The organism is Pumilibacter muris (assembly GCF_943193045.1).
GTDB classification, from domain to species: Bacteria; Bacillota; Clostridia; order Christensenellales; family Pumilibacteraceae; genus Pumilibacter; species Pumilibacter muris.
The window spans coordinates 184,613-202,609 of the sequence record NZ_CALPCN010000001.1; the positions used below are offsets into that span (position 1 = coordinate 184,613).

Annotated in this window: 17 protein-coding genes; 15 read left to right on the plus strand and 2 right to left on the minus strand. The window is 46.1% G+C overall.

Annotated features, from left to right (window positions below; translation table 11 throughout):
- Window positions 1-196: 196 nt before the first annotated feature.
- Window positions 197-964 carry a polysaccharide deacetylase family protein gene (locus NFR62_RS01020; protein ID WP_251612331.1) on the plus strand — a complete coding sequence of 256 codons (768 nt, stop codon included), beginning with the start codon at window positions 197-199 and terminating at the stop codon, window positions 962-964.
- Window positions 965-971: 7 nt separating this feature from the next.
- Window positions 972-1,610 (plus strand): single-stranded DNA-binding protein, encoded by a 639-nt coding sequence (locus NFR62_RS01025; protein WP_251612333.1) that lies wholly within the window; start codon window positions 972-974, stop codon window positions 1,608-1,610.
- 64 nt (window positions 1,611-1,674) lie between these two features.
- Here NFR62_RS01025 and NFR62_RS01030 read toward each other — a convergent pair whose 3' ends face one another.
- Window positions 1,675-4,320: an NHL repeat-containing protein gene (locus tag NFR62_RS01030; protein WP_251612335.1), complete on the minus strand. Its 2,646-nt coding sequence runs from the start codon at window positions 4,318-4,320 to the stop codon at window positions 1,675-1,677.
- A gap of 312 nt (window positions 4,321-4,632) precedes the next feature.
- Here NFR62_RS01030 and NFR62_RS01035 point away from each other — a divergent pair, with 312 nt between their 5' ends.
- Genes NFR62_RS01035 through NFR62_RS01045 form a run of 3 tightly spaced genes read left to right on the plus strand, consistent with a single transcriptional unit; the run spans window position 4,633 to window position 7,713 of the window.
- Entirely contained in the window at window positions 4,633-6,147 is a 1,515-nt protein-coding gene (locus NFR62_RS01035) for a Ppx/GppA phosphatase family protein (RefSeq protein ID WP_251612337.1), read from the plus strand.
- On the plus strand, window positions 6,134-6,709 hold the full coding sequence (locus NFR62_RS01040; protein ID WP_251612339.1) for a Maf family protein: 576 nt from the start codon (window positions 6,134-6,136) through the stop codon (window positions 6,707-6,709). The genes NFR62_RS01035 and NFR62_RS01040 overlap by 14 nt, the downstream gene beginning before the upstream one ends.
- The gene (locus NFR62_RS01045) at window positions 6,700-7,713 is read left to right on the plus strand and encodes a rod shape-determining protein (RefSeq protein WP_251612341.1); all 1,014 of its coding nucleotides are present in this window, start codon (window positions 6,700-6,702) and stop codon (window positions 7,711-7,713) included. Before NFR62_RS01040 ends, NFR62_RS01045 begins: the two co-directional genes overlap by 10 nt.
- Before the next feature lie 20 nt (window positions 7,714-7,733).
- Here the strand turns inward: NFR62_RS01045 and NFR62_RS01050 are convergent, their stop codons facing one another.
- Window positions 7,734-8,048, minus strand: coding sequence for a DUF6809 family protein (locus NFR62_RS01050; RefSeq protein ID WP_251612343.1), 315 nt, complete (start codon window positions 8,046-8,048; stop codon window positions 7,734-7,736).
- Between the two features lie 181 nt (window positions 8,049-8,229).
- On the opposite strand from NFR62_RS01050, the gene NFR62_RS01055 reads away from it, so the two are divergent.
- The 10 genes from NFR62_RS01055 (at window position 8,230) to NFR62_RS01100 (ending at window position 17,985) form a co-directional block, all read left to right on the plus strand.
- A complete protein-coding gene (locus NFR62_RS01055; protein WP_251612345.1) occupies window positions 8,230-8,511 on the plus strand; it encodes a helix-turn-helix domain-containing protein in 282 nt (93 codons plus the stop codon).
- An 85-nt stretch (window positions 8,512-8,596) separates the two neighbouring features.
- Entirely contained in the window at window positions 8,597-9,988 is a 1,392-nt protein-coding gene (glmM, locus tag NFR62_RS01060) for a phosphoglucosamine mutase (protein ID WP_251612347.1), read from the plus strand.
- Between the two features lie 183 nt (window positions 9,989-10,171).
- Window positions 10,172-10,963 (plus strand): septum site-determining protein MinD, encoded by a 792-nt coding sequence (minD, locus tag NFR62_RS01065; RefSeq protein ID WP_251612349.1) that lies wholly within the window; start codon window positions 10,172-10,174, stop codon window positions 10,961-10,963.
- A gap of 39 nt (window positions 10,964-11,002) precedes the next feature.
- On the plus strand, window positions 11,003-11,230 hold the full coding sequence (locus tag NFR62_RS01070) for a cell division topological specificity factor MinE (RefSeq protein ID WP_251612351.1): 228 nt from the start codon (window positions 11,003-11,005) through the stop codon (window positions 11,228-11,230).
- A gap of 75 nt (window positions 11,231-11,305) precedes the next feature.
- Window positions 11,306-11,572 (plus strand): hypothetical protein, encoded by a 267-nt coding sequence (locus tag NFR62_RS01075; RefSeq protein ID WP_251612353.1) that lies wholly within the window; start codon window positions 11,306-11,308, stop codon window positions 11,570-11,572.
- The gene (locus NFR62_RS01080) at window positions 11,565-12,416 is read left to right on the plus strand and encodes a site-2 protease family protein (protein ID WP_251612355.1); all 852 of its coding nucleotides are present in this window, start codon (window positions 11,565-11,567) and stop codon (window positions 12,414-12,416) included. Before NFR62_RS01075 ends, NFR62_RS01080 begins: the two co-directional genes overlap by 8 nt.
- 154 nt (window positions 12,417-12,570) lie before the next feature.
- Complete coding sequence (locus tag NFR62_RS01085; protein WP_251612358.1) at window positions 12,571-14,070, plus strand: DUF4132 domain-containing protein; 1,500 nt, start codon at window positions 12,571-12,573, stop codon at window positions 14,068-14,070.
- Complete coding sequence (locus NFR62_RS01090) at window positions 14,067-15,848, plus strand: TIGR03960 family B12-binding radical SAM protein (protein ID WP_251612359.1); 1,782 nt, start codon at window positions 14,067-14,069, stop codon at window positions 15,846-15,848. Before NFR62_RS01085 ends, NFR62_RS01090 begins: the two co-directional genes overlap by 4 nt.
- Window positions 15,842-16,495 carry a TIGR03936 family radical SAM-associated protein gene (locus NFR62_RS01095; protein ID WP_251612361.1) on the plus strand — a complete coding sequence of 218 codons (654 nt, stop codon included), beginning with the start codon at window positions 15,842-15,844 and terminating at the stop codon, window positions 16,493-16,495. Before NFR62_RS01090 ends, NFR62_RS01095 begins: the two co-directional genes overlap by 7 nt.
- Window positions 16,492-17,985 carry an Rne/Rng family ribonuclease gene (locus NFR62_RS01100; RefSeq protein ID WP_251612363.1) on the plus strand — a complete coding sequence of 498 codons (1,494 nt, stop codon included), beginning with the start codon at window positions 16,492-16,494 and terminating at the stop codon, window positions 17,983-17,985. The genes NFR62_RS01095 and NFR62_RS01100 overlap by 4 nt, the downstream gene beginning before the upstream one ends.
- Window positions 17,986-17,997: the final 12 nt, after the last annotated feature.

A 17,997-nucleotide genomic window follows, 5' to 3' on the forward strand; every position in this document is an offset into this window, starting at 1 on the left:
AGTAAGCGGCATTTTGCCGCTCGGCGTATTGTTTTAAAATAAAAAAGGTATAAACCTCGTTCCGTGTTCATAAACATAGACTATACCGACGGAAGGGGCAATTTCGGCGTAATCGCTGTAATTTCCCAAAATACGACATAATCGGTCGTATTATTTCGTTCGGGATATAGTAGTATAAAGGAGTCGTGAGCACGGAATGAGGTTTTTGGTCGTTAAAAGGTCGGGAATCGTAAAAACGACGGTAATTGCAGTATTGTTGGCGCTTTTGTTGGGAACGGTAGGAGTTACGGGAGCCGCCGCAGTTTACGGTGGCAAAACTACTCGAAAGCTTCCCATTTATTCGGTGGAAACCGAAGAAAAAGCGGTTGCGTTGTCGTTCGACGCAAGCTGGGGCGCGGACAAAACGCAAGACATACTCGACACGCTTACCCGCTACGATATTAAGGCAAATTATTTCGTAGTAAGTTTTTGGGCGGAAAAATATCCGGATATGCTCAAAAAACTCGGAGACAGCGGAAGAGTGGAAATAGGCACTCACAGCAACACTCACCCGCATATGCCTAAGCTGTCGCGCAATCAAATAGAGCTCGAACTTACCGCTTCGGTAAACATAATCGAAAAATGTACCGAAAAAAACGTCGAGCTGTTCCGTCCTCCGTTCGGCGACTACAACGACACTCTTTTGGAAGAAGCCGAAAAGTTAGGGCTTTACACAATCCAGTGGGATGTAGACACACTCGATTGGAAAGACCTTTCGGCGCAGGCAATAGCCGAAAGAGTGTTGAATAACGTGAAAAACGGAAGCATAGTGCTCATGCATAACGACGGCAAAAACACCGTTCAGGCGTTGCCGCTCATTATCGAAGGTCTGAAAAACAAAGGCTACTCGTTTAAAACGATTGGAGAGCTCATTTACAGAGACAACTATGAAATCGACCACACGGGGCGCCAAATAAGGAGATGAATTACCTATGAATCCCGAAACAACTTATCTGAAAAACAACAAAGTTTACCTAAGCGGAACAGTAAATTCAACGCCGATATACAGCCATGAATTATACGGCGAAGGGTTCTACGAGTTTGTGCTCAAAGTTCCGAGACTCAGCACTCAATGCGACTACATACCCGTAACCGTTTCGGAACGGCTTATGAACGGCGTCGATTTGTCCGAAGGGGCGGCGCTCGCTTTAAACGGGCAGTTCCGCAGTTATAACAAAATGGAGAACGCGAAAAGCAAACTTATGCTAACTGTGTTCGTGCGCGACTTTACCGAAGCCGTAGAGGGGCAAAACCCGAACACGGTGGAATTGTCGGGATATATATGCAAAGAGCCCATATACCGCACCACGCCTTTTAACCGCGAAATTTGCGACCTGTTGCTTGCCGTGAATCGCGCTTACAATAAATCGGATTATATCCCGTGTATTGCGTGGGGAAGAAACGCTCGTTTTGTGCGCGATATAGAAGTCGGGCAACGCATATCGGTGTTCGGGCGCATTCAAAGCAGAGAGTATACCAAAAAACTCTCCGAAACCGAATCGGAAGTGCGAACCGCCTACGAACTCAGCGTAGGCAGAATAGTTTGCGGCGATGTTGCCGCCGAAGAATAGTTTTGTTTATAATAAATTCAATAATAAAAGGACTGCCTTTTTCGGTAGTCCTTTTTAAAGTTTATTACAGTTTTGTTTCGTTAAGTCGGCGGGTTCGTTTAACGTAAACCATTCGAGCTATGAGAATCGCTCCGAGTATTACCGTAAGAATGATTATAACTATTGCAATAACCACAACTTTATTCACGCCGTCGTATTTCAGGTCGTCGGTTTTAACGTAAAATTCTATTGTGCCGTCAACTTCGCCGCAATAGTAGCGCACAAGCGTAAATTCCTTAGAGGAATCGAAGCTTCCAACAACTTCGACGCGAGCGCCTTTTTCAAGGTTTTGCAACGCAAATTCCGGTTTTAACACGGCGAAGGGAACAAATTCGCCTTCGGCGTTTTTATCGTGCGGCGCTGTGCCGTATTTCGAAACGACCGTTGCGTTATAGCGTGGAAGCACCGCTCTGCTGTCGGGAGTTTCTCCGAAAAACGAAATAAAGTCGCCCGTTATATAGCCTTCGCGTTCGCCGAGCGTTTCGTCGGTGTATTTCACGCGGTACCATTGCGCTTTATGGTTCGAATAGTTGTCGCGGTAGCCGTAGGTCGAATCGGTGTATACGAACGCCAAAAGAGTGAGCGAAGTATTTCTATCGAGCGATGCGGCGGCGTTTAAATCGAGCGACGGATATTTATATATTCCCACGCCGTCTTTATACGGATAGCACGACGATGCCGGCGGCTCGCCGTATTCGAGCGGCTTTTGTTGCTTTATGAGCGAAGTATAAACGTAACCGCGTATCGGCTTGTCGGAGATTTTTTCTACGCAATCTGCTATAACGAAATTGAACTTTTCGTCGGGATTAAAACGGGGAATTATAACTTTGTAACCGTTTGGCAAAAATACGAGACCGTTGAGTTCGGCGGGGCGGGGATACACATAGCAATCCGAAACTTCGAATATTATGCCGTCGTTCGAGTTCGAAACCTCGTCAAGTTTGTCGGGGTCAATGTTTTCTTGCTCGAAACTCGGCATTTCGTCGGATATTTGAAAACCTTCGTTCACGCCCAAATTGTTTCCGCTTAGCCCTTTCAGCGCATGCGCCGCAGTGTCGGAGAACAAAAGCGAGCCGTATTCGAGCCCGAGTTTATCGAGCTTTACCGAGTTCATCACTATTTTTTCGGCGCCTATTAACCCCGCGTTTTCATAAACGGTTGTTTGTTTGCCGTCTTTAAACTTACGGATTTTTCCGTCCGAAAACAGCAAATAAAAGCTGTTGGAGTGGTCGGTGCAAAAGTCTTTGAGGTGTAAATCTTTTCCGAAAGAAAATTCTATATTACGGTTTCCTTCGGCGTCCAACGAATCTATTGTGTTGTCGGTGGTGGCAACGTAAATTTTATCGTCGAGTTGAGCGATGGTAAGCGCTGTGTTTACGTTTGTGCCTATCGAAACAAATTCGTCGGAGCCCGTTTTGTCGGCGCTCGCTTTAATGCGGTAAAGCTGACGGTTGGAACATAAAACGTAAAGATTGTTGTTGGTATCGATTTTTAAATCGGTTATTAGAGATTGTCCCGGCGCTTCGGAATCGAGCTGTCTTTTCAAAAGCAGGGTGTTGCCGTCGTATACCGAAATTTTGCCTACGCTATGGGCTACATAAATATTGCCCGTGTAGTCTATTGCAACCGCTTTTGGGCGAACAACGTTCGGTATTTCATGAGTTCCGTCGTTGCGCAAAACTTGTATTCTGTTGTTGCGTTCGTCGGCAACCGCAATAAAGTCTTTGCGCGAAGCCACGCCGGAATTTGCGTTGTAAAATCCGAGTTCGTCGTGAGCGGACGCCAAAATTACCGTGCGGTTTGAAAAATCGTTTTCCGTTTTATATACGGAGTTTAAGTCGGTTATGCCGTACACGGTGTTTCCGCTAACGGCAATAGAAACGGTGTCGTATGCCGTGAGGGTGTTTTTTTCGAAAAGTCTGCCGTTTTCGTAGGAATAACTCGTTATACCCGTTCGGGTAAGGCAAACTATTCCGCCGTCGTGCTTTCCGCACATGCTCAATATTTCTTGCGTGGCGGCAATACATTCGGCGGGAGTTCCCAAATCCGATTCGGTGGGAATAAAACAAAAAACGTCGTTTAAATGGCGGTTTGCAACCGACAAATAAATCCTCTTTCCGTCGTTCGTTATTTTAAGAGGGCGTCCCGCAACATAGTGTTCTTTGCGTTCAACCGTTTCGGCGTCTTCGTCAGGCGCGGGAACTCCGAGCGCGGATAAAGCGTATTCGTGAATCGATTCGGTTGCGGCGTGCACGGCGTAAAGTTTTCCGTCGAGCACCGTAAAGTCGGAATAATTGCCGAGAGAGCGATTTCCCGCAAAAAGTTCTCCGTTAGAAAGCATAACGCACAAATCGCCTGCGGGCGCGAATTTTTCGGTATTGTTAAAACTTGCGCCCGAAAAGACGCCGTTTAGCGCGGTTGCGGCTCCGCTGTTGTCGAACGCATACGCTTGTGCTCCGTCGGCAACCGTGAAGCCGTTACCGTCGGCATATATTGCGGTGGGGTAGTCGAAGTAGAAATATTTTGTGTCGGACGAATGCTTTATTACCTTTGCCGCGCCGTCGTTAGTAGGGGATTGTTCTTCGGCGCGCGAAAAGATACCTGCCGCCAAAAAGCTTGAAAGCAGAAGCGCCGCACAGAACGCGACAAAAGCTATTACAGCCTTACGCACATTATTCGATTTACTATGCATAACTATTATATTATATCACAATCCGACAAAAAAGCAAATATTTTCGCCTTATTTCGCGCGCGTTTTAACGTTAAACAAAACTTGTTAGGTGTGAAAATTGTGTCGAAAACGTTATCTATTGTAAAATTTGCACGAAAGCTGTTAGTAATTTTTAGTTAATTTATTTTAAAAAAGGGTCTATACAACGGCTAAAATCTGTGTTATACTTTTATAAGGTTAAATAATACGGCAAAATTTAAAGCATTATAAAAAAATTCCGTCTTAAATATAAGCGACAAGAGAGGTTAAAAAGTGGAAAGAATAGCGGTTATTGATTTGGGCAGTAATTCGGCTCGCCTTGTGATTGCAAACATATTGCCCAACGGGCATTTTGTTGTGTTCGACGAATTGAAAGAATCCGTCAGGCTCGGTCAGGATATGGAGCGCGACGGATTTTTAAAGCCTTCGCGCGTAGCTCAGGCTGTTAAAACGCTGAAAATGTTCCGCAAACTGTGCGACAGTTATTGTGTGGACAAGGTATATGCCATAGCCACCAACGCGGTGCGTCGCGCGAAAAATCAAAAGAGCTTTTTGGAAGAAATAAATTCGGTATGCGGTTTTAAATTCAAAGTTCTCAACGAAGAGGAAGAGGCGCTACATATTTATCACGGGGTTATAAACTCGCTCGACGTGCCCAAAGCGGTAATCGTGGATATTAGCGGCAGCAGCACTCAAATAATACACTACAACCGCCGCAACGTTCTGAACCGCGAGAATTTGCCGTTCGGCACTATTACGCTAAGCGATTTGTTTAACGACCCCAATCTTTCGCCGCAACAGCAGTCGAAAATGATTGAAACTTATGTTTACGACCAGTTTTCTCAAATTGCGTGGCTTAAAGAGCTTGACCCCGACGTTCAGTTCGTGGGTGTTGGCGGTTCGTTCCGTAATCTTGCGAAGATTTGCAAACGAATGAAACGCTACCCGTTGGATATGGTGCACAACTATAATATAAGCGTTAGCGATTTCAATTCGATTTACGATACCGTTAAAGTTCTCGACGCGGACAAGCGTACAAAAATAAAAGGTTTGAGCGTTGAGCGCGCGGATATATTCAGCTCCGCTCTCGCTTGTATTAAAGGCTTTTTCGATTATACTGGATTTAGTAACCTTGTTGTGTCGGGTTCGGGAATACGCGAAGGAATAATGTTTAACCACGCGGTGCCCACAACTATGGAAAAACCTATTTCGGATGTTTTGGGGCACTCTGTGTATACCATGATGCACTATTTCGACGTAAATATTCCTCATGCGGAGCACGTTTGCAATTTGTCTATTCAACTTTATAAGCAGCTCAGAGTGCTTCATAAGTTGCCCCGTCAGTATGTTAAGGTATTGCGTGTTGCGGCACTGTTGCACGACGCGGGTATGCGTATTAAGTATTACGACCATCCGAAACATTCTTTCTATTTTATTTTAAACAGCAATCTATACGGTATATCTCATCGCGATTTGGTGCTTGCGGCGTTTGTCGCTTACGGGCACCGTATGGAAGAGTTTCCTCTTGCGGAATGGAACAAATACAAAGATTTATTACGCGAAGAAGATTTGGTTGCGGTTATGAAGCTTAGCGTTATACTCCGCATAGCGGAAAGCCTCGACAGACCTATGTCGGGCGCTGTGAAAATGCTTAACTGCGACGTTTTGGGCGACAGCGTTATTATGAAAACCGAAGTTGAGGGCGATTGTTCGCTTGAAATAAAAGACGCGCTTACGGCAGGCGCCGAATTTGCCCGCGCATATAGAAAAAATCTTGAAATTCTATAATGTAATACTTGCTTCCGCGTCTCCACGCAGAGCGGAGTTGATTAAAAAAATACCGTGGCTTCACGCTACGGTTTTTCCCTCTGCTGCAGAGGAAGAGCCTTTTTGCGGCGGCAGCGTTGCCGATTATGTTCAAACGCTTGCCAAACGTAAAGCTCTTTGGGTGCTTGAACGCGTGGACGGAACCGTTGTGGGCGCCGACACCGTTGTTAGCATAGACGGCGAAGTGCTCGGAAAGCCGCGTTCGCCGCAAGACGCCGAAAATATGTTCCGTAAGCTGTGCGGACGTACTCACGAGGTAATAACAGGGTATTGCGTTGCAAATCACGCGAAAAATGTCGTAAATTTTGAAAAAACTTACGTTACTTTTGGTGCATTTATCGACAAAATAGTGTATAATTATATCGATTCGGGCGCGCCTTTCGATAAAGCGGGCGGTTACGGATTGCAGGATTCCGAGCTTTTTCCGCTTATAGAGAGGGTGGAAGGCGACGCCGACAACGTGGTTGGATTACCTGTTGCGGCTTTGGAAAAAACGTTTAAGGAGTTTATCGAATGGCTGTAATGGAAATAGCTGTCGAAATCGGAACGGGCTATACTTCGCTGTATGTGCCCGGCAACGGTATCGTGTTGCGCGAGCCTACGGTAATTGCCTTTATAGGCGACCCGCGCGGCAAACGAGTGCGCGCGGTCGGGTTACAAGCCGAAAAGATGCTCGGCAAAACGCCCGAACGGACAACCATTATAGAACCCGTAACCGACGGCGTTATAACCGACGCGCAGGCTTGCGGACTGTTGCTTAAAGAGTTTGTTAAAAAGATTTTGCCGCAAAACTATATTTTCTTTCCCAAAATCAAAGCCATACTCGGAATACCTACGGGACTCGGAATAGAGGAGCGCTCGCTATACGAAGACGTGTGCATGGCGGCGGGAATAAGCGAAGTTACAATGGTAGACAACATATTGCTTGCCGGCATAGGTCTTGATATTCCCGTAAGAACTGCGGGCGCGGGCGTTATTGTGAATATAGGCGCGGGCGCTACCGAAATTGCGGCTGTGAGTTTGGCGGGAGTCGTTTCAGGTTGCGGCGTTACTATCGGCGGCAAGATGATGGATAAAGCCATAATCGATTTTGTTGCGGGAAAATACGATTTGAAAATAGGGCTTAACACCGCGCGAAAACTCAAAAACGAAATAGGAAGTTTGTACGACAACGACACTTCGGAATTGCTTGTGTCGGGCAGAAACGTTAAAACAAAAAACACAGGAAGCGCTTACGTTACCGCGTCGAATATTTGCGGGGTGGTAAAGCCGTATTATTTGAGAATTGCCGATGCGGTGGAAAGCATTATAAATATGTGTCCGCCCGAAATAGTGGGTGAAATAAACAAAAAGGGAATATACGTTGTTGGCGGCGGTAGCAAAATACTCGGCATAGAAAAAGTGTTTTCCGAGCGTCTCGGCGTAAACGTTTGCACGGTTGAAGAGCCGTCATACTGCGCGATTTTGGGCGCGGGTAAATTGCTTGGCGACAAACAACTTCTCAAAGAAATTTTGATACAAAAATAGTCGGGAAAAGGTTTTCTTTTTTAGGATTGAGCGCATTTTTGGGTTTCGTCGCCGTTTTGTTGCGGCGTTTGCGAAACTACGTCGAGCCCCATTAAAAAGCCGAATCGAAAACCTTCCAAATAGTTGTTTTCCACCGCCTCCGCATGGAGAGCTTCAAGCGAAGCGGTGGTTTTTTTGTGCAATTCGAGTAGGTCGGGAGGCAGCGCTTTTCGAAATTTTTCATCGTTCAGAACATACGTTTTAAGCCGTTCGCGGTAGGCTTCGCTAAACGGCGTAAGCTCGTAGTTTCCTCTTTCTCCGTAATACATTTGCATAATTGCCGATTTTATTGTCATAAACTGTGGTTCTCCTTTGCTTGCAATTTGTAACTGTGATTTTATTATACTACCCAAAATGGGTATTGTCAACCCGTTTTGGGTAGTTTTTTGAAAAAAATTAAAAATTTTGTGCGATGGAAATTGTGCGGAGAGTAAAATCCCATTGACACGCGCGCCGTTTGCGGAGTATAATAATCGTATGAAAGACTTTAATTCGACATTAAGGGAAATTCGCATAATGCGCGGATATACGCAAAAAGACATGAGCAAAGTTTTGGAAGTGTCTCAAAATTGCTATGCGTCGTGGGAGCAGGGAAGAACCGAACCCGATATAGGCAAGATAAAGCGTTTGTGCGAAATTTTCGACGTGAGTTCTGACGAACTTTTGGGAATTAACGATATTCCGGAAGAGAGTTTGGGCGCCGCGCCGAACGAGCGCATGTTCGCTGTTGCGGAAAGCAAACGTAAACGTAAATTTTAAAACGCATTAGCCCGCTAATGCGATTTGTTTTTATGCGAAACGCGCAAAATATTTAATACATACTAAAAATACGAGAGGCTTAAAAATGGGAAAATATTTCGGAACGGACGGATTTCGCGGGGAAGCGAATTGCACTCTTACAGCCGACCACGCGTATAAAGTGGGAAGATTTCTCGGTTGGTATTACGGGGAATTGAAGCGTCGCGCGGGCGACGATTCCGCTCCCCGTATAGTTATAGGAAAAGATACTCGGCGTTCGAGTTATATGTTCGAATATACTTTGATTGCGGGGCTTACCGCGTCGGGTGCCGACGCATATATGTTGCACGTTACAACGACTCCTTCGGTTGCTTATGTTGCGCGGGTAGACGCTTTCGATTGCGGCATAATGATTTCGGCGAGCCATAATCCGTATTACGACAACGGAATTAAACTTTTAAATTCGCGCGGCGAAAAAATAGACGAAGCCACCGTTGCTCTTATAGAAGACTATATAGACGGTGAACTTGAAGTATTCGGCAAAAAGCAAACGGAACTGCCTTATGCCACGCGCGACAAAATAGGCAAAACGGTAGACTATGCGTCGGGCAGAAATCGTTATATAGGCTATCTTATATCGCTCGGAATGTATTCGTTTCGCGGCGTAAAGGTTGGGCTGGATTGCGCGAACGGCAGCGCATGGAACATAGCGAAGTCGGTGTTTGACGCTCTCGGAGCCACCACACATGTTATAAACGCGAACCCCGACGGATTTAACATAAACGAAAACGCGGGCTCCACGCATATCGAGGGACTCCGAAAATATGTGCGCGAAAATAAGCTCGACGTCGGTTTTGCTTTCGACGGCGACGCCGACAGGTGCCTTTGCGTGGACGAAAAAGGAAACGTGGTGAACGGCGACCACATTCTTTATATTTACGGAACGTATATGAAAGAACGCGGCAAACTTGCGGGCGACACTGTTGTAACTACGGTTATGTCTAATTTCGGACTATATAAAGCTTTTGATAAAGCGGGCATAAGTTATGCCAAAACACCGGTAGGAGACAAATATGTATACGAGCACATGGCGGCGCACGGGCACCGTTTGGGCGGAGAACAGTCGGGGCATGTAATATTTTCAAAATACGCCACTACGGGCGACGGCATAATAACAAGCTTGAAAATAATGGAAGTTATGCTTGCGAAAAAACTTCCGCTATCAAAACTTGCCGAACCTATGGAAATGTATCCGCAAGAACTTATTAACGTTCGCATCGGCGATAAAGACGCGGTGCTAAACGATTCCGACGTGTGCGCGGCTGTGAAAAAAGTTGAAAATAAACTCGGCTCCGACGGCAGAATACTTGTTCGCGCGTCGGGCACCGAGCCGCTTGTGCGCGTAATGGTTGAAGCGTCTAACGCTAAAACGTGCAAAGCTTGCGCCCAAGAAGTGGTTGACGTAATGCGAAAAAAAGGTTACGTTTTAAACGAATAAAAGAGTATATAAAGTCGAGCCTAAGACTCGTTTTTCGGCGCTTTATTTCATAATTCGACATAATATGTGTGATATAATACCTTGTAGATATGCGATAACGGCATGTCTGCGGGGTATTTTTTACGCATAAACGGAGTTTCGCCGGGTTTTGCGATTTTGTACGATAAAAGGAGAGTTTTTGCGGTGGCAAGGGTTATTGTGGTAACGTCGGGAAAAGGCGGAGTGGGAAAAACGACGGTAACTGCGGGGTTGGGGCGCGCTCTTGCTACAAAGGGTAAGCGCGTCGTTTTAATGGACGCCGATTTGGGACTCAATAATCTCGACGTTGTGATGGACGCCGAGAGCCGAGTTGTGTACGATATACTTGACGTGGTTGAAAACCGTTGCCGTCCGCGTCAGGCTTTGGTTGAAGATTTAGTTGCGCCTGGTTTGTTTATAATGCCGGGAGCGAGCTATGACGACGGCGACAAAATCAGCGGGCAAAATTTACGCGCAATAGTGAACTCGCTTTCTCAGTCGTTCGACTACATATTTATAGATTGTCCTGCGGGAATAGAAGTGGGGTTTCATCGCGCCGTTTCTGCGGCGGACGAAGCGTTGGTTGTAACCACTCCGCATGTTTCGGCGTTGCGCGACGCCGACAAGGTTGTGGCAATAATTAAAAGCTATAAAATTAAAGCGAGCCTTGTTGTGAACAGAGCGCGCGGCGATATGATTTTGGGGCAGGAGCAATTAAGCTGTAGCGATATATCCGAGTTGTTGCAAATAGCTCCGATAGGAGTTTTACCCGAAGACGACGCGATAAACACATACAACTGCTTTCTTACCGACGAGAGGGGAAAAACGGACGGCGACAGAGCGATAGACATGCTTGCCGAAAATATTTTGCTCGGCACCGACAAGCTTTTCGACGTCACCAAAAAGTATCGCGGATTTTTCGGCGGGCTCAAGCGTTCGCTTAAAAAAATCGTATAACATTACTCGATAACAGATAAAACAGTGCAAATTGGTAGTATGTCAGGCATAAATAACGTAAAAAATAGACTTGAAGGAATTTTTCTTCGAGACAGAGGCAATTTAGACGAAGCGACTGCGCAACTTCTTAAAAGCGATTTAAGTGCCGTTTTGGAAAAGTTTTTCGCTTTGGAAAAATTCGAAGTAGCGTTTTCGCTTATAGACGGCGGCAAGGTGGACATAACGGTTAAAGCTGCGGGAAGAAGATTGAGAATAAAGCCGGAATAACACGCTCGACAACGGTCGGGCTTTTTGTTTATATTTTTTAAAAGGTTGTCATATACATATTTCGAGGTGAAAAAAATGGACAAATATGCAGGAATGAACAAGGTGGAAAGCACGCTTAGCGCTAACGACGAAATCGTGCGGAAAAAAGAAAAGCATAGTCGGGGATTTTGGAAAACGTTGTTGCTTCAAGCGGTAATCGCCACCGTTATAGGTTGCGCGTTGTTCGGTATAAAATGGCTCGGAGGCAAAAAGTGCGCCGCCGTAACCGATACGGTTAAAGACGCTGTGTGTTTCGACGCCGCCGATTACATAACCGAGCTTATAGAGGACGCGGGTGACTAAGTTTAAAATATCGCCGCTTGTATTTATTTTTGCGGCGGTTATGATTATTTTGGGAAACGGGCTTCCGCTTATAAGCTATTTTGTGGCTGTTGTAATGCACGAAATGGCTCATGCCGAAGTTGCTCGCCGACTGGGATACGCGCTTGTCGGCATAAAGATAATGCCTTACGGCGCTTCGCTCACCGGTAATTTCGAAGGGGTTAGCCCCAAAGACGAATTTTGGATTGCGGTTGCAGGTCCTGCGTCGAACGTTTTGCTTGCGGTGTTTGTTTCCGCTTTGTGGTGGGTGGCTCCGTCCACTTATTTTTTTACCGAAACTTTCGCTTTCGCAAATGTTTTTACTGCGCTTACAAATCTTTTGCCTATTTTTCCTCTCGACGGCGGCAGAGCCGTTTTGGCCGTTATGTCGCGCAAACTGCCGCGCCAAAAGGCGTATAAAATCGTGCGGATTTTCGGTTTTGCGGCATGCGCGTGTTTTGCCGCGCTTTTTGTGATTTCTATGGTTTACGGCGTGAATTTTACTTTTGCGCTTATGGCTCTTTTCGTTCTGTCGGGAACGGTTTTTCCCGATAAAAATTCAAAATACCAAAGGCTTTACAGTATGGCTTACAGAAGCGAGAAACTCAAACACGGACTTGCGGTGCGCGAAATTATGGTTGCCGACAGCCTTACGCTTCGCGCGCTCGGAAAAATGCTTAACGGCAATTATTATCATAAATTTACTGTGGTAAACTCCAAGCTCGAAACGGTGGGCGTTTTAACCGAAACCGCGCTCGAAAGCTGTCTTGTAGCGTTTTCGACCGACACGGTTTTATCGAGTTTGCCGCCGTCGGTATTCAAATAAATTACAAAAATATAATTTAAATATATCGGTAGGGCGCAAAAACTGAGAAATAAACGCAAATTCGCCTAAATAGCTTGAAAACTTTTGTTTCGTGTGGTATACTGTTAGAAAACACACATGCGCGAAACGAACGGCAAAATTTTTGGAGCTACCGATGACGTATACGCAAATGATTGAATTATTGCCAAACGAAAATTCGCCCGTAGAGCCTGCGGGGCGAGGTTTTTTTTCGGCGCAAACTTCCGCTTCCGATAGAAAGCGTGTTTTGGAATTTTTGCTTGACGAATGTCGGTACGAGCAGATTTTGAAGCTCATATATTGCGGACATATAAACGGTCATGTGAACATGCAAAATTCGAGCGCGGATTACGTTGCCGTAACAAGCGGAACAACAAACATCAACACAAGATATTTCAGTTTGTTTATGCAGCTTGCCGAAAACTGCGGAATAAGCGAAGGGCGTTTGGTTCCGTTTATGTATTGCGCCGCAACCGCGAAAAAGCAAAGCGAATTGCGCGCTTGGCAAGTTTCGGCGGTGCGCTTTTTAACTAAACTTGCGAAAGCGGACTACGACAGCGCATGGAAGTATTTAACGGTTAACGACCCCGACTTTAAACTTGCGTCGATAATGTTGAGCGTGGATAAAGAACGCGCTCTTAAAGGACTTACCGAGCTTGCGGTTTTCGGAAAGGGAGTGAATAAAGTCGCGTTGCGAAACTTTTTGCGCGGGTATAAACACGAAGTTTTCGAAATAGTGCGCCCCATGTACGGTTCGTTGAAAAACGACGGCAAAGTGGCGGCTACGCGTTTGCTGTTGTCGTTTAAAAATTCTTCCGAAGTTCTTGACTTTTTGCGCGAATTGCACGAAACCGAAAATTCGAAATCTGTGCTTTCTTTGATTGAAAGCAGCATGTCGGCAAGCCGAAAGCCTAAGGAAAACGACGGGAAAAAGGTTGCGGAAAATGTGCTGTACGATGCTATGGTGCACGGAACGTCGGTTTCTTGCGAAAAGTTCCGCTCGGAGTGGCTTGTTGCGCCTTATTTGAAAATTGCCGAATCGTTGTTTTTCAGCGTGTACGAAAACGGTTTTATGCGTGGCATAGCAATAGTGGACGAGGGGAAAGTGCTCGACCTCGATAACCGACCGTATGACATTCCGAACGGTTGCGAAATAAAGGTGTTGCATCCGGTGGAATTAAATTCTTCAACCGAATATTTGCGCAGGTTGGATATTGAACAGCCGTTTAACCAAATAAAGAGAAAGGCGTATTTTCCGTCGGCGGACGATAAACGAAGCAACGGTTGCTTCGGCGTTTCGGGCACGGTGCTCGGCACGGGTAAATTTAAAGCGGGGATGAAAAAATACGGTTTTAAGCCGCTGAACCGCAATTCCGACGGGTTTTGTTCGCAGGTGGGGCTTGCGCGCGACGGAATTTTATGCGTGCTCGGAATTGCGCCGCTTGATTTTTCGGCAGTGAGCGACGATTATTCCGTTCAAGCGCAAGGAGTTCGCTTTTATGCGGAAAAAGACGTTATACGTTTGGGCGGGCAGCGTTTTGTTGACGGAGTGGCGCCTTTTCCCGTGTCTAAAATAGACGCTCGCGCATTCAGCGAATTTATGTACGCCGTCTACGAACTTATGGGGTGCCAATGAAGTCCGAAATAAAAGATTTATTGCTTAAAGTGGATAAGCCGGCGCGCTATTGCGGCGGCGAATTTAACACGCCTCATATAAGGTCTGACGCCGAATTGCGCTTTTTGATGTGCTTTCCCGATGTGTACGAGGTGGCGCACAGCAATCTCGGCATTAAAATATTATATTATATGCTTAATAACAGAGCCGACACCGCATGCGAAAGCTGCTATATGGTGTGGAGCGATATGTTGACCGAGCTTAAATCGCGCGGGATGCGTCTTTTCAGCCAAGAGACGCACACGCCGCTTTGCGAATTTGACGCGGTAGGATTCAGCTTGCAATACGAAATGTCGTATACAAACGTGCTTGCAATGTTGGAACTCGGCGGGGTGCCTGTTTTGCGCGCCGAACGCGGCGAAGCGTCGCCCATTATAGTGGCAGGCGGACCTTGCGTAATAAACCCAATGCCGCTAACCGATTTTATAGACGTTTTCAGCATAGGAGACGGCGAAGAGGCGATTAGTTTGCTTGCCGACACTATTGTTAAAGGCAAACGCGAAGGATGGGGCAGAAACGAAACGTTAAAGCGTATTGCCGAAATAGACGGAATGTTTGTGCCCGGCGTGAGCGCTGGAAAGGTTCGCCGCGCGGTGATAGACAGTTTGGAAACTGCGTTTTTTCCCACAAAGGTGCAAATACCGAATATAGAAGCCGTGTTTTCGCGTTCGGTTCTCGAAATATTTCGCGGTTGCACGCGCGGTTGCAGGTTTTGTCAGGCGGGAATGATTTACCGACCTGTGAGAGAGCGCACTCCCGAAACGCTTAAACGCTATACCGAAGAGCTAATTGCGAACAACGGTTTCGACGAAATCACGCTTTCGAGTTTATCTACTTGCGATTATCCTTGTTTAAGGGAATTGCTTGCGAAAATAAAACCCGTTTGCGACGAGCGGCACGTTAATATTTCGTTGCCGTCTACAAGAGTTGACAGTTTCGAAGCCGAATTTGTGGCTACGGGCAGGCTTAGTTCCATGACGTTTGCGCCCGAAGCGGGAACGCAACGTCTTAGAGATGTGATAAACAAAAACGTTACGGAAAACGACGTGCTTACGTCGTGCGGATATGCTTTCGAAAAAGGCTATCATGCCGTAAAACTGTATTTTATGCTTGGGCTTCCCACAGAAACCGACGAAGATATTCTCGGCATTGCGGAGCTTGTTAAAAAAATAAAATACTGTTATAAGTCGCATGCCTCATCGCGCAAGCCGTTGTCGCTTAGCGTTTCTACGTCGGTTTTCGTGCCTAAGCCGTTTACGCCGTTTCAGTGGGAAGCTCAAATTTCTTTACCTGAAATAGAGCGGAGGCAAGCGTTGCTTAAAAACGCGCTTAAACCATTAAACGTGAAATACAACTATCACGACGGAAAAACGTCGAGAATAGAGGCTACTCTCGCGCGTGGCGACGAGCGAATGAACGGCGTTATAAAAGCGGCTTACGATTCGGGTTGTATTTTCGACAGTTGGACGGAATTTTTCGATTATGATAAATGGATGGACGCATTCGAGCGTTGCGGCGTAGAGCCTGACGACTATTGCGGCGAACAGAGTCTTGAAATTCCTTGCGCGTGGGAGAGAATCGAAGCGGGAATTTCGCGCGAATTTTTGTTACGCGAACGTGAAAAATCGCGTCGCGGCGAACTGACTAAGGATTGCAGAAAAGGTTGCAATAATTGCGGAATAAACAAAGAATACCCTTCTGCGTTTAAAATAAACTGCGCGGGAGGGAACGAATGCTGATTTGCAAATATAAGCGTGTGGGAAATGCTTCGTTTGTTCCTCACCTCGACACTCTGCGCGCCGTTGTTATGGGAATACGTCGTATAGGGGTTAAAGCGGAATACAGCGAGGGATTTAATCCGCACATGAAAATATTTTTCGGGCAGCCTTTGCCGATAGGCACGGAAAGCGAGTGCGAATATTTTTGCGCGTATGTAAACGAAGAACCTAACGAATTTGCGGAAAAGCTCAATAAATCTTTGCCGTCGGGGCTCCAAATAACGGCGGCGGCAAGAGCGGAAAAAGACCCTAATGTGGCGAAAATCATGTGCTTTGCCGATTATACAGTTACTATGCGTGGCAAAGTAGATAATTTGCGGGCGGTTGAAAGCTTTGCCGAACTCGACGAATGCGTTATATCTTACGAACAAAAGGGCGAGCTTGTTAAAAAAGACGTTAAACCGCTTATATCGTTTTTGCGCGTTTGCGACGAACGCACCGTAAAGTTGAGGTTGAGTTGCGGAAATAAAAACCTCAGAGCTGATAGGCTTACTAATTCGCTGTGCAAAATATACGGCATAACGTGCGGCTACGACATTATAAAAACAAATATGTACGATTGTAATTTCGTCGATTTGGACACTATACTTTTTGGGAGTTGTAATTGAAGCGTTCTATTTTGATTGACGTGGAATCTTTTATGTCGAGCGTCGCGCTTATGGAAGACGGCAGACTTATAGAATTTCACATCGAATACAAAGAGAATAACCGTTTAACTGGCAATATTTACAAAGGTCGGGTAGAAAACATTCTGCAAGGGCTCGAGTCCGCTTTTGTAAATATAGGCTTACCGCGAAACGGATTTTTGAACGTTGGCGAAACTCTTTACGACCGCGCCGACCTTGCGAGACTTGTGCCGGGTTCGCTTGCCGTAAATTCGGGCGAGTATGTTATGGTTCAGGTAACGAAAGAGGTGTCGGGGCAAAAGGGCGCGCGCCTTACTATGAACATTTCGTTACCCGGAAGATACGTCGTTTTTTTGCCCTCGATTGACTTTATAGGAATATCCAACAAAATCACTTCTCCCGAGCGCCGCGATATGCTAACGAAATTGCTCAAAAAGCATAAGCCGGAAAGCGGCGGCTTGATTGCTCGCACGGTGTGCATAGACGCGAAAAAAAGCGATATTATTGCGGAAATAAAACGTATGCAGGCAATGTTCGATAAAATCAAAGCCGCCTACGACTCTTGCGACGGAGTGGCGCTGCTGCACAGCGAAGACAATTTGGTGTACCGTTCGGTGCGCGATATGCTTAGCAACGACGTGGAAAAGATAGTGTGCAACGAAGCGAAAACTGTAGAAAGTTTGAAAACGCTTTTAAAAGAATTGAATTCCGATTTTCACCATAAAGTGGAGTTTTTCGAAAGCAAGTACGATATGTGGGACTATTACGGCATAGGCGAGCAGGTTGATAAGCTTTTGGAGCGTAAAGTCAGTTTGCCGAGCGGCGGGAGCTTGATTATAGACCAAGTTGAAGCGCTCACCGCGATAGACGTAAACACAGGAAGTTTTTCTGCGGGCGCCGACAGAGAAGAGACGGTATATTTTACTAATATGGAAGCGTCGCACGAAATAGCGAGGCAACTGAGACTGCGCAACATAGGCGGAATAATAGTCGTTGATTTTATCGACATGCAAAACGAGGAACACAAAGCCGCAGTAGTTGAAACGCTGAGAAACGAGGTAATCCGCGACCGCATTAAAACGAGAGTGCAAGATATGACTCAACTCGGGCTTGTGGAAATGACGCGCAAAAAGGTGGGTAAAGAACTTTCCACAAAATTGCTCGAACCGTGCGCTCACTGTAAAGGGTCGGGCGTTATGCCTAACGGCGACTACGTTGCAAGAAAACTTAGGGCGGCAATTAAAAATCTTTTTGCCGAGCACGATTTTCAGAGCGCCGTCGTCACGCTTAATTCGGTTGTTACCGAAAACATTCTTTCGGGAAAATATTTTTCGGGAATGTTCGAAAAGGAATGGAAAAACAAAAGAATTTATCTTGTGCCTAGCGCCGTAGTAAAACCTCTTGAATTTATAGTTACGGGTTCTAACGACGTCGCGCTGTCGTTGCCGCAATCGGCGCGGCTGTTGCACTGACGGGAGGAATAA